Below are 12,351 nucleotides of genomic sequence, written 5' to 3'. Positions count from 1 at the left end.
GGAACCGGCTTGCGAATAAGGGAAATCGCGGAACATGGCGAGCAAGGACAATAAAAACAAAACGATCCTGTATGCCGACTACAGTGAACGGAACATGCTTGCCGCCCGCGAAGCAATCGAACCGCTTGGCTTTGGCAATTTCGTCCATTGCGACGACCGCGAAAAGACTGTCGAGCTGATCGGTGAAATGCGCCCGGAGCTGGTTCTTGTCGGATTGTATCTTGATGGCATGCGCGGCATTTCGACAATTCGCGCCATTCGCGATTCCGGAAGTGACGAAAACCCGATCGGCCGCACGGTCCCGATCCTTCTTGGTGCGCCAAAACTTGACCGCCGCGGCATGCGCGATGCGGTCGATGCCGGGATCGAAGGGGTGTTTCGTCAGCCGATTGATCCCAAACGCCTGCGCAAGATCATTGAAACAGTCATGCGATCACCGCGCCGTTTCGTTCTTAAGGAAAACTATTTCGGACCGGCCCGGCCACAGGACATGATCCGGACGGGTACCACCATGCCCAAAGCCCCGGCGACAAAGACCCCGTCACAGACCACCACCCCGGTCGAAGAAACCACCCCGGAAAATCCCGGTCGCCGCAAGCGTGACCGCATCAAGGCCGCAATGCTTGAAACCCCGCCTGTCGCCAGTGCAAGCCCTGCCCCCGCGCGTCGTCGGGCGGCGGTTGGCAAGCCGGCACCCGCCAAAAGCACGCAGCCCGTGGAAACCGTTGCCGACATCCGCGATGACAAATCCCCCCTGGTCGGAATGAGCGACACCATCGAAGTTGCCAATGTGCAGGCACGGCTGAATGGCAGCGGGCAGGTCTTTGATGACAGCGATCTTCCCGAAGTGCCGATCGCCCATGACCGTGATACCGGCCCCCAGAATATCGAAGCCGTACAATCCGCGCGCGAGGCATTGTCCCCGGTTATCGAACCGGCCAGCGAAGAACCCGCGACCGAAGAACCCGATGACGACCCGATCGAAACCGCAGCAGATGACGACAGCGAAGAGCTGGTTGAAATCGATCTGCATGAAGCCTTGATCAGTCACAAGCTGTGGGTTGATACCGGCGGCAAGGAAGGCACGGTCATGTCGATTGACCATGCCGATCTGCGAGAAGCCGAACTTGAAGGCATTGATCTGAGCCGCTGCGGCCTTCCCTTTGCCAGTTTCAAGCGCGCCAATTGCAAGGATGCGGTTCTTCGGCGCTGTAACCTGACCGGGGCCGATTTCATCGAAAGCAATCTTGATAGTGCCAATCTTGCGGCAAGCCGTCTTTCGGGAGCACGTTTCAATGATGCGATGCTGCGCAACACGGTATTTCTGGGATCGGATCTTTCGAATGCCAGTTTCCGGGGCCAGCATTTGCTTAATTGCGATCTGAGCGGCACCAATCTGGCCGGGACCGATTTCCGCGATGCGGATCTTACCGGCACGCGCGGACTGTTTGCCGAACAAATTCAGCGCGCGCGGGTCAATGCCAATACCCGCCTGCCCCGCAATCTTAAACTGCGTGATTAAGGCGGCCCCTATCGGCGGCCGAACATCTTTTCGATGTCATGAAGTTTCAGTTCGACATAGGTCGGGCGCCCGTGGTTGCACTGCCCGGAATGCGGGGTGGCTTCCATCTGGCGCAAAAGCGCATTCATTTCATCGGCATTGAGTTTGCGTCCCGAACGCACCGACCCGTGGCACGCCATGGTCGCGCAGACATACATCAGGCGATCTTTTAGCGCCATACCCTGCCCCAGTTCGGCGATCTCGTCGGCCATGTCACGGACCAGGGCGGCAACATCGACCTTGCCCAGCATGGCAGGGACTTCGCGCACCACGATGGCACCGGGCCCGAACGGTTCGATCACCAGTCCGAGTTCGGCGAATTCTTCGGCACGGTCGGCAATGCGGTCGGCCGATGCTTCGTCGAGTTCGACCACTTCGGGCAGCAGCAATCCCTGACGCTTGACACCATTGGCGGCAAGATCGGCCTTCATGCGTTCATAGACAATGCGTTCATGGGCGGCGTGCTGATCGACAATCACCAGACCGTCACGGGTCTGGGCAATGATGTAGTTCGCATGAACCTGCCCGCGCGCAGCACCAAGCGGATGATCGACAAACTTGCCTTCATCGGCAATGTGATCGATACGGGCCGACGGTGCGGCACTGTCATAGCCGCCCGACAACGCCGCGGCTGCCGCCGCAGCAAAACCGTCACCGCCGGTATCGCGCGCATCATCCGGTGTCCCGGCAAAATCCCGCCCGCGATCAAACAGACCGCCATATCCCGCCCCGGAATCGACCGGGGACTGGGCGGCATAATTGCGTTCGACCGCCGCATGGCTTGGAATACTGGGCTGATACTGCCCGATGTTAAAGCCGCTGCCGCCACCGCTGCGCCCAGCCCCACCATACGGAAGTGAGGGTCCCTCACCTTCGCGGCGAACCGCCCCCAATGCCATATCGGCAACCGTGGTCGAGGCCCGGTGTCCAGCCCCGGCCAATGCATGTTTGAGCGCCCCGACAATCAGACCACGGACAAGACCCGGATCGCGGAAACGGACCTCGGTCTTGCCGGGATGGACGTTGACGTCAACATCGCGCGGCGACAATTCAAAGAACAGCGCCAGCAACGGATGACGATCGCGCGCCAGGAAATCCTGATAGGCACCGCGCACAGCCCCCTGCAACAGCCGGTCCTTGACCGGGCGGCCATTGACAAACATGAACTGCATCTGGGCATTGCCACGGTTCAGGGTCGGCACACCGGCATAGCCGGTCAAACGGATGCCTTCGCGTTCGGCTTCGATCTGAAGGGCATTTTCCTGAAACTCGCGGCCCATGACAGCGCCAAGGCGTTTGAGGCGCGCATCAAACAGATCGCCTTCACACGCCGGGTAATTCAGGATCGATTTATTGCCATCGCCCGTCAGGGTAAAACCGACATCGGGCCGTGCCATGGCAAGGCGGTCCATGATTTCACGCGCATACATCTGTTCGGTGCGCGCGGTCTTAAGGAATTTCAGACGCGCCGGGGTGGCATAGAAAAGATCGCGGACCTCGACCCGAGTGCCATACGGATGGGCGGCCGGTTCCGGTTCGCCCTTGGCCCCGCCTTCAATGCTGAGCGACCAGGCATTTTCAGAGCCCCGCACCCGGCTGGTCAGGCGCATCCGCGATACAGAACCGATTGATGGCAATGCTTCACCGCGAAAGCCCATGAACCCGATATTGAACAAATCATCATCGGGCAGTTTTGACGTGGCATGACGTTCAACCGCAAGCGACAGTTCCTCGGGCGTCATGCCCTTGCCGTCATCGGTGATCGACAAAAGCGTCCGGCCACCATCACGCAGATTGACATCGACCCTGGTGGCCCCGGCATCAAGCGCGTTTTCAACCAGCTCCTTTAACGCCGCGGCCGGACGTTCGACCACCTCACCGGCGGCAATCTGGTTGATCAGGTTCTGGGGCAGGACGCGCAGGGTCATGATGAAGGCAATGCTCGTGATGTTCGGATTGTTTATCTTGGTTGCCTTGAACCTATCAAAGCACAAAGCGCGGCGAAATCCCTTTCACCGCGCTTTGACATTTTTAGATGTGACTGACGGATCAGAAGGCCAGATCGCCTTCGGGTTTGCCAACCACGGTCACCGTCACATTGGCCGGGTCCATCAGTTCGGCGGCAACGCGGTTGACGTCATCAAGGGTGACAGCATCAACAAGGCTGTTGCGACGATCAAGGAAATCCATGCCAAGGTCTTCTTTCTGCATGCCGACCAGCATGCCCGACAGATTGCCAAGACTGGTAAAGCGCAGCGGGAAGGCCCCGGTCAGATAGGATTTGGCGTTATCGAGTTCTTCCTGGGTGACGCCCTTTTCCTTCATCTTGGTCCATTCGGTGCTGATCAAAGACAGGCTTTGGCCAATCGCGTCATTGCGCGTGGCAACCCCGCCCATCACCATTTCGGCATGGTCAAGATTGGCAAGGTAGCTATAAACCCCATAGGCAAGGCCACGCTTTTCACGCACTTCTTCGGTCAGGCGCGATGAAAAACCGCCCCCACCGAGAATGTAGTTCATGACATAGGCCGCATAGAAATCCGGGTCGGTGCGTTTGATGCCCTTTTGCCCCCAGATTGCCTGGCTTTGCGGGATGTCCTGATCAACCACATCAACACCACCAAAGGTCGGGGTCACATCAGGAATTTCAGGAAGGTCGCTGTGTTCAGGCAGACTGCCAAAGGCCTCGTCAAGCAGCGGGCCGAGTTCGTCGGCCGTGATATCACCGGCAACACCAATGATCAGATTGTCCTTTGCAAAGGCACGCCCGACGAAATTGCGAAAATCATTGGCATTGAGCGACCCAACCGTTTCAAAGGTACCCGAAACCGGACGGGCATAGGGATGATCGCCAAAGATCGAGCTGAAGAATGTCCGGCTGGCAATGTCACCCGGATCGTTTTCCGCCCGTCTCAGACCGGCAATGATTTGCGAACGGATACGCTCGACCGCCTCGTCATCGAAACGCGGTTCGGCCAAGGCCAGACGCAGAAGATCAATTGCGGTATCGCGTTCGCGGGTCAGCGTGGTCAGGGATCCGGAAAAATCATCGCGACCGGCATCAAAGGTCAGGCTGATTGAACGGTTTTCCATCTCGCCGCGGAAAGTCTGACTGTCCATGGCGCCGGCCCCTTCGTCAATCAGGCCCGAAACCATATTGGCAAGACCAAGCTTGTCAGCCGGATCGGTTGCCGCCCCCGCACCGGTAAATGCGATATCCATCGTCATCAGCGGGTTCATATGGTCTTCGATCAGCCAGGCACGAATGCCGCCTTTGGAAATGACTTCCTGGACTTCGACCGCGTGGGCGGACTGGCTGATACCGACAAAGGTCAGGGCCGCAACGGCAAGACCGGCGGCGTGTTTCATGATCTGGTTCATATCAATGTACTCCTGCGCCGGAATCGATGGGCAGTGCCGGACCCCGGCCGGAAACCGGTCCGTCTTTTGGCGGCATCAGCCAGCCGGTGACAGATTGCTTGTCATTAAAGACGCGCTTGGCAGCTTCGTTGACCTGATCAACAGTGACCGCCGAAATCCGGTCCGGCCAGCTTTCGACCTGATCGACCGTCAGACCAACCGCAAGCGATTTGCCCAGAACACGTGCGCCTGCCGAAAGTGAATCACGGGCAAAGACAGCACTATCAAGCAACTTCTGCTTGGCGCGGGCCAGTTCGTCTTCGGTCACGCCATTGGCAATGACATCGGCAATCTGGTCATCGACCGCCTTTTCAAGATCGGCCAGTTCGACATCGTCACGCGGCACGGCATAGACGCCAAAACTGGCAAGATCGACCGCAACCGGGTCATAGAAAGTCCCGACGCTGGTCGCGATGGCCTGATCAACGACAAGCGACTTGAAGAAACGGCTGGTGGTGCCGGACCCGATAATTTCACTGAGCACTTCAAGCGGGGCGGCATCAGCCGCATTGTCACTGTGATAGGACGGCGCAAGGTAATAGCGCGACATCGATGCCTGACCAACGCGCGGATCATGCATGGTGACTTTACGCGGGGCGTGCTGGACCGGTTCCTTGACCCGGTTGCGGGTCAGAACATCGCCACGCGGAATGACGCCGTAATATTTTTCGGCCATGGGCAGCAATTCATCCATGGTGATGTCACCGGCCACAACCAGAATGGCGTTATTGGGTGCATACCATTTGCGATAGAAATCAAGCGCATCTTCGGTCGAAAGCTGTTCCATCTCGTTGCGCCAGCCAATGATCGACCGGCCATAGGGATGGGCCATGTAAAGACTTGCCCGCATCTGTTCGCCCAGAAGCGCACCGGGATTGTTATCAATTCGCGACCGGCGTTCTTCGATGATGACATCGCGTTCGGCCAGAACCACATCGTCAGACAGCTGAAGATTGGTCATGCGGTCGGCTTCCATCTTCATCACCAGATCAAGACGGTCGCGTGCGATATTCTGGAAATACCCGGTATAGTCCCAGGTGGTAAAGGCATTGTCATTGCCGCCATTGCGCGCAACGATTTTCGAAAAGTCGCCCGGAGCAATGTCGTTGGTGCCCTTGAACATCAGATGTTCGAGAAAATGGGCAATGCCCGATACGCCAAGCGGCTCGTCGGCCGAGCCGACCTTGTACCAGACCATCTGGGTCACGACAGGCGCCCGGTGGTTTTCCACCAGCACCACCTGCATACCATTATCAAGGGTCGCTGTCTGGGGGCTGAAGACCGCGGCTGCGGACATATTCGGGATCAATGCCACCATGACTGCTGCCAGCAAGCCGGCAACTGTACGGTCGCGCATCGAAATTACGGAAAGTCTTGGAATTCTCATTACGTCATCCCATTCGATATCAGGCGTCTATCCCGAATTTCTTAAAAAGCGAATATGACAGAACAAGGGCGCGAAATCTCCGCGCCCTTGTTCATTCTGTTCAAATTTTCGTATGTCGCTGCAAAGCGGCCGGTCCGATCACAATCAGATCAGAAAATGTCTTCCAGCCAGCCTTTTTGCTTGCGCTCGATCACCGGGGTCGACCCACCGCCCGAGACATTATCCCCCAATGCCTGCTGGTCGCGGATGCGCTTTGCCTCGGCAGCCGGATCAACGACGGAATTCGGATCCTGTTTTTCCTGCCAGAACAGCAGATCGTCGATCACGCTTTCGCTTTCGGAAATAAAGATCGAGGTTTCACGATCCACGGTCGAACGGATTTCCGGATCGGCATATTGCGCGCCCGATGCGGACAACAGCGCAACCTGGCCTTTGCTGCCGGTGCCGGAAATGTCGCGCTTGACCTTGGTCGGGTCATCGCCAACCAGAATGCGGCGCGCCTGATCGGTGGTCGAGCCGGTCTGCGGACGGGACGCACCCGGTTCAGGAACGCGCATGGTGAAATCAGGCGGCAGGCTGAGCGGCGCACGCGAAACGACCTGGAACTCGTCCGGGGACTGTTTGTTCAGGCCAAAGGTTTCACGGGTCGATTCACAACCGGAAACACCAAGTGCAAGTCCGCCAAGCAGCGCAATTCTGAAAATACTGGTCGTAAGCTTCCGGGCCATTTGTGCCTCTTTACCACTCCGGGACCGGGATCAGATCACCCGGCCAAAAATTCATCAGGCAGATTTTTTACCGCCAAAAAGGGAATCGATCAACAGTAGCGCGGCACCAACCGTAATTGCACTGTCAGCGACGTTGAAGACCGGCCAGTGATAACCGGCAACATGCAGATCGATAAAGTCGGTCACAGCCCCGTGGCGCAAGCGGTCGACAAGATTGCCGATCGCACCGCCAACAATCATGGCCAGCGCCAGACGCAACATGGAATCACGCGTCCGCCACATCCAGACACCAAACCCGATGGTGATCGCAGCGGTCACCGCAATCATCACCCAGGGGGCCTGGCCCTGAAACAGGCCAAACGACACGCCCGGGTTCCATGCCAGAACAAAATTCATGAATGGCGTGACTTCAATCACCCGAAACGGATTGGACAAGCCGTCAATGGCAAGGGCCTTGGTCCACTGGTCGACACCAAACACAATCGCAATGACGATCAGACCAAACACAAAGGCGCGATGTTTCATTGATACTCTTTCTGACTTGCCGGTATCAGCCTGCATCATGGCAGGACTGATACCAGAAACCACAGACCTTACTGGTCCGCGGTAATTCCCATTTCATCAACGGCATCTGCACAGCGGTTACAGACGGTTTTATGTTCTGCGTGGCTGCCGACTTCCGGCAAGGTCTGCCAGCAACGTTCGCATTTTTCGCCATCTGCCAGCGCCGGAACAACACCAACACCTGCAACATCATCAAGGGTATAGGCACCAGTTGGCGCGTCACCCGTGATCAGTTCGATGTCAGATGTAATGGCGATTTCGGCAAGATTAAGGCCGTCAAGTGCTTCGACATATTCAGCCGTTGCGTAAACCTTGGGCGCAGCATCAAGGCTGGCACCAATGCGTTTTTCCGCGCGTTCAAGTTCCAGCGCACCGGTGACAACACGACGCAGCTTGCGGATTTTTGCCCATTTGGCAGCAAGAGCTTCGTCTTTCCAGCCATCCGATACCGTGTTGAAGGTTTCCGAATGGACCGAGCTTTCCGCACCATAACGTGCACGCCATGCTTCGTCGGCGGTAAAGCACAGAACCGGTGCGAGCCAGCGCACAAGGCAATCAAACACGCGATCCATGACCGTGCGGGCCGCACGACGGCGCAGGCTGCTTGGCGCGTCGCAATAAAGTGCGTCCTTGCGGATATCAAGATAGAAGGCCGACATGTCGAGCGCACAGAAGTTGTGCAGTTCGATGAACATGGTGTGGAAGTCGAAATCAGCCGTTGTCTTGCGCACCATATCGTCAAGGTGGCTCAGACGATGCAGGACCCAGCGTTCAAGTTCCGGCAGTTCATTATCAGCAACTTTTTCCGCATCATCAAAGCCGGCAAGGTTCCCCAGCAGGAAGCGCAGGGTGTTGCGCAGACGACGATAGATGTCGGAATGGCGCTGAATGATTTCGTGGCTGATGCGCAGATCATCATGATAGTCGGAACTGACGACCCACAGACGCAGGATGTCGGCACCAAGCTTGTTGATGATGTCGTTTGGCGCAATCACGTTGCCCAGCGACTTGGACATCTTGCGGCCTTCGCCGTCCAGAACAAAGCCGTGAGTCAGTACTGCTTCATACGGCGCGCGACCGCGGGTTCCGCATGATTCCAGAAGCGAGCTGTGGAACCAGCCGCGATGCTGATCCGATCCTTCGAGATAAAGGTCCGCCGGCCACTTAAGGTCCTGGCGTTCTTCGAGCACGAAGGCATGGGTCGAGCCGGAATCAAACCAGACGTCAAGAACGTCGGTGACCTGTTCATAGTTCGCCGCGTCGTATTTATCGCCCAGGAAGTCCTGCGGATCGCGGGTGAACCATGCATCGGCACCTTCTTCGCAGAAGGCTTCATACACGCGATCCAGAACCCCCTGATCACGAAGCGGCTGACGGGTGTTTTTATCAATGAATACCGTGATCGGCACACCCCATGCGCGCTGACGCGATACGCACCAGTCCGGACGGTTGGCGATCATGGAATGCAGACGGTTGCGACCGGCTTCGGGCACAAAGCGGGTTTCATCAATCGCCTTGAGCGCCTTTTCACGCAGGTCGTTATCCTGCATGGAAATGAACCATTGCGGCGTGGTGCGATAGATGATCGGGGCCTTGGAACGCCAGGAGCACGGATAGGAGTGCTTGAGACGGCCACGCGACAGCAATGCGCCAACTTCGATCAGTTTGGCGATGACGGCTTCGTTGGCGTCGGCTTCCTTGCCGTTTTCATCATAGATGCGCTTGCCCGCAAACATCGGAACGGTCGGGTAATAGGCACCGTCACCATCCACCATTTCCGGAATTTCCAGACCGTATTTCAGACCGGTCTGGTAATCGTCCGGGCCGTGGGTCGGTGCGGTATGGACAAAGCCGGTACCGGTGTCGGTCGTAACGTAATCAGCTGCGAGAAGCGGTACGTCAAAGTCATAGCCCTGACCGCGGAACGGATGGGCGGCAACCGTGCCGTCAAGGTCCGCACCCTTGAAGGAGCCGACAACCTTGTGACCGGTGATGCGACCGTTTTTGCACAGGTCTTCGAGAAGGTCGGTACAAACCGCCATTTTCTCGCCAACGGTGGCCCATGCTTCTTCAGCCGTTTCGGTGACTTCGATCACCGCATATTCGATTTCCGCACCATAGGAAATGGCGCGGTTGCCCGGAATGGTCCAGGGGGTGGTGGTCCAGATGACGATGGTGGCGTCTTTCAGGACATCAACCTTGGTCTCGGTGACCGGGAAGCGCACATGAATGGTTTTGGAGGTATGGTCGTGATATTCGACTTCGGCCTCGGCAAGGGCGGTCTTTTCGACCACCGACCACATGACCGGCTTGGAGCCCATATAGAGCGACCCGTTCATCAGGAATTTGCCAAGTTCACGGGCAATCGATGCCTCGGCCTTGTAATCCATGGTGACATAGGGGTTGTCCCAGTCACCCATCACGCCAAGACGTTTGAATTCTTCGCGCTGGACATCAAGCCATTTCTGGGCGAACTCGCGGCATTCCTTGCGGAATTCGGCAATCGGAACATCATCCTTGTTCTTGCCCTTGGCGCGGTACTGTTCTTCGATTTTCCATTCGATCGGAAGACCGTGGCAATCCCAGCCCGGAACGTAAACGGCGTTCTTGCCCAGCATCTGCTGGGAACGGGTGATGACATCTTTCAGGATTTTGTTCAGCGCATGACCGATATGCAGATGGCCGTTCGCATAGGGGGGGCCATCATGCAGGACAAACATTTCACGGTCGGCCGAAATACCGCGAATTTTGCCATAGAGGTCCTCTTTCTTCCACTGCTCGAGCAGGGTGGGCTCCATCTTTGGCAAACCCGCCCGCATCGGGAAATCGGTCTGGGGCAGGATAACGGTTTTCTTGTATTCGACACTCATCGTGACGGTCCTGTCGTCTTGAACAAATTAAAAGGGCGAACCCCCGGTGAATCCGCAAAAAGCGCGCGGATCATAGCGGGTTCGTCGACAAATTCAAATCTTGCCGAGAATCTCTTTGGCTGCAATCACATCAGCCGCAATCTGGGCCTTAAGGGCATCAAGCCCGTCGAACTTCTGTTCGCCCCGGATAAAGCCGTGCAAACGGACCCGCACGTGGCGATCATAGATGTCCTGATCGAAGTCAAACAGGTGAGCTTCGAGCCCGGCATCGTCATCGCCGCCAAAGCTTGGCCTTACACCAATATTGGCGACTCCGGGCACCCAGCGTTCAACCGTCTGGCCATCCGCATCAGAAATCAGGCCAAGTTCGATGGCATAAACCCCGAATTTGGGACGCAGATGGTCACCCAGCGCAACATTGGCCGTCGGGAAGCCGATCGTCCGCCCACGCGCATCGCCATGGGCAATAATTCCGGCAATTTCCCAAGGACGTCCCAGAAGGTGGGCTGCGTCTTCGGGGCGGCCTTCGCGCAGGGCCTGGCGGATGGCGGTCGACGAATAAATGATCCCGTTATCGTGGGTCACAGCTTCGACCGCGGTCACGCCAAATCCGGATTTCTCGCCGATGGCACGCAACAGATCGACATTGCCTGCGCGGCCCTTGCCAAAACAGAAATCCCAGCCGACCACCACATGTTTGACGCCAAGTCCCTTGACCAGAACGCGCTCGATGAATTCTTCGGCACTCATGGCGGCGAATTCGCGATTGAACTCGGCCTCGTAAAACAGATCGATATCGATGCTGCCCGCAGCGGTTTCGCGATCCTCGGCCGAGGTCAGGCGAAATGGCGGATCATCAGCCCGGAACAACATGCGCGGATGGGGCTCGAATGTCAGGATCGCAAGCGGCACACCGAGATCGCGGGCAATTTTGCGTGCCTGATCCAGAAGCGTCTGATGCCCCAGATGCAAACCGTCAAAATTGCCGATCGCCACAACAGCGCCGCGCGCCTCATCGGTCAGGTTTTCAAAAGATCGAAAAACGCGCATCCGCGCCGGTCTCTCTTTGCTGCTTTTACCCATGTCAGCCGATCGCATATCGGCAAATCCAGCAGGCAGCTATAAAGGTCCCGCCCCCGGAGCGTAAAGACTTTTCCGCTAAAAAAGCGCAGCCCGTCCTGCATGGCTGATACGACAGCCGTCAAGATCATCCAGATAAGGAAGCGTCTTTGGGGCTGCAAGCGGCAGGCGAACAAACATCCGCCTGCGCCAGATCATTGGTTAGCCGCGGCTTGGCACCATGACGGTTGCTTCGCCCGAAATCACGCAGCGATCCCCGACATAGCAATTGGTTTCAAGGATCGCGCGCTTTTTACCGGCAATGATTTCACGCACGATAACCTTGGCCGTGACGGTATCGCCGATCCGCACCGGTGCCTTGAATTGCAGGTTCTGTGACAGATAAATCGTGCCGGGCCCCGGCAGGCGCGTCCCAAGAACCGTGGAAATGAAGCCGGCCGACAACATCCCATGGGCAATGCGGCCTTCAAACATCGTGGTCCGGGCATATTCATCATTGAGATGGACCGGGTTGGTATCCCCCGACAGGCCGGCAAACATGACGATATCGGTTTCCGTCACGGTTTTGGCATAACTTGCGGCCAGCCCCACCTCGAGATCTTCGAGATACAGCCCTTCCAGTCCGTTCAAATCTTTCATTTCCTCACCTTCCTTGCCTGTCATGGTCGGATTTGACCAACGCGTTATCGCGCTTATGGTTAATTTTGCATCGCAGCATTTGTAACTTTATTGCGCAATTTG

At 57.1% G+C, this 12,351-nt stretch carries 9 protein-coding genes; 1 reads left to right on the top strand and 8 read right to left on the bottom strand.

From position 1 onward, the window contains the following. The first annotated feature begins 34 nt into the window (after nt 1–34). Nucleotides 35–1,522 (top strand): pentapeptide repeat-containing protein, encoded by a 1,488-nt coding sequence (locus tag SIB88_RS05105; protein WP_412557498.1) that lies wholly within the window; start codon nt 35–37, stop codon nt 1,520–1,522. Between the two features lie 8 nt (nt 1,523–1,530). Here SIB88_RS05105 and mutL read toward each other — a convergent pair whose 3' ends face one another. The 8 genes from mutL to SIB88_RS05065 all read right to left on the bottom strand — a co-directional run bounded on the left by mutL (nt 1,531) and on the right by SIB88_RS05065 (nt 12,249). Next, nucleotides 1,531–3,489: a DNA mismatch repair endonuclease MutL gene (mutL, locus tag SIB88_RS05100; protein WP_228194512.1), complete on the bottom strand. Its 1,959-nt coding sequence runs from the start codon at nt 3,487–3,489 to the stop codon at nt 1,531–1,533. 121 nt (nt 3,490–3,610) lie between these two features. Continuing rightward, nucleotides 3,611–4,942 (bottom strand): M16 family metallopeptidase, encoded by a 1,332-nt coding sequence (locus SIB88_RS05095; protein ID WP_412557497.1) that lies wholly within the window; start codon nt 4,940–4,942, stop codon nt 3,611–3,613. Between the two features lies 1 nt (nt 4,943). Beyond that, nucleotides 4,944–6,368: a M16 family metallopeptidase gene (locus SIB88_RS05090; protein WP_412557496.1), complete on the bottom strand. Its 1,425-nt coding sequence runs from the start codon at nt 6,366–6,368 to the stop codon at nt 4,944–4,946. Nucleotides 6,369–6,517: 149 nt separating this feature from the next. Beyond that, nucleotides 6,518–7,096, bottom strand: coding sequence for a DUF3035 domain-containing protein (locus tag SIB88_RS05085; protein ID WP_101245513.1), 579 nt, complete (start codon nt 7,094–7,096; stop codon nt 6,518–6,520). A 54-nt stretch (nt 7,097–7,150) separates the two neighbouring features. Beyond that, nucleotides 7,151–7,621, bottom strand: a complete 471-nt coding sequence (lspA, locus tag SIB88_RS05080; protein WP_101245512.1) for a signal peptidase II — start codon at nt 7,619–7,621, stop codon at nt 7,151–7,153. A gap of 68 nt (nt 7,622–7,689) precedes the next feature. Continuing rightward, the gene (gene ileS / locus SIB88_RS05075; RefSeq protein WP_412557495.1) at nt 7,690–10,530 is read right to left on the bottom strand and encodes an isoleucine--tRNA ligase; all 2,841 of its coding nucleotides are present in this window, start codon (nt 10,528–10,530) and stop codon (nt 7,690–7,692) included. A 93-nt stretch (nt 10,531–10,623) separates the two neighbouring features. Beyond that, nucleotides 10,624–11,580: a bifunctional riboflavin kinase/FAD synthetase gene (locus SIB88_RS05070; protein ID WP_412557494.1), complete on the bottom strand. Its 957-nt coding sequence runs from the start codon at nt 11,578–11,580 to the stop codon at nt 10,624–10,626. A gap of 231 nt (nt 11,581–11,811) precedes the next feature. After that, nucleotides 11,812–12,249, bottom strand: a complete 438-nt coding sequence (locus tag SIB88_RS05065) for a MaoC family dehydratase (protein ID WP_206926814.1) — start codon at nt 12,247–12,249, stop codon at nt 11,812–11,814. Nucleotides 12,250–12,351: the final 102 nt, after the last annotated feature.

It is taken from the genome of Thalassospira sp. MIT121401, from assembly GCF_047125595.1.
Taxonomy (GTDB): domain Bacteria; phylum Pseudomonadota; class Alphaproteobacteria; order Rhodospirillales; family Thalassospiraceae; genus Thalassospira; species Thalassospira povalilytica.
Note: the sequence above shows the minus strand (reverse complement) of the source record. Positions and strands in the feature narration are given on the sequence as shown.

Bases quoted from the DNA above. Each gene is read 5' to 3' on its own strand.
- SIB88_RS05070 (WP_412557494.1), bottom strand. From the start codon at position 11,580: ATGCGCGTTTTTCGATCTTTTGAAAACCTGACCGATGAGGCGCGCGGC.
- SIB88_RS05065 (WP_206926814.1), bottom strand. From the start codon at position 12,249: ATGAAAGATTTGAACGGACTGGAAGGGCTGTATCTCGAAGATCTCGAG.
- SIB88_RS05095 (WP_412557497.1), bottom strand. From the start codon at position 4,942: ATGAACCAGATCATGAAACACGCCGCCGGTCTTGCCGTTGCGGCCCTG.
- SIB88_RS05105 (WP_412557498.1), top strand. From the start codon at position 35: ATGGCGAGCAAGGACAATAAAAACAAAACGATCCTGTATGCCGACTAC.
- ileS (WP_412557495.1), bottom strand. From the start codon at position 10,530: ATGAGTGTCGAATACAAGAAAACCGTTATCCTGCCCCAGACCGATTTC.
- SIB88_RS05085 (WP_101245513.1), bottom strand. From the start codon at position 7,096: ATGGCCCGGAAGCTTACGACCAGTATTTTCAGAATTGCGCTGCTTGGC.
- lspA (WP_101245512.1), bottom strand. From the start codon at position 7,621: ATGAAACATCGCGCCTTTGTGTTTGGTCTGATCGTCATTGCGATTGTG.
- SIB88_RS05090 (WP_412557496.1), bottom strand. From the start codon at position 6,368: ATGAGAATTCCAAGACTTTCCGTAATTTCGATGCGCGACCGTACAGTT.
- mutL (WP_228194512.1), bottom strand. From the start codon at position 3,489: ATGACCCTGCGCGTCCTGCCCCAGAACCTGATCAACCAGATTGCCGCC.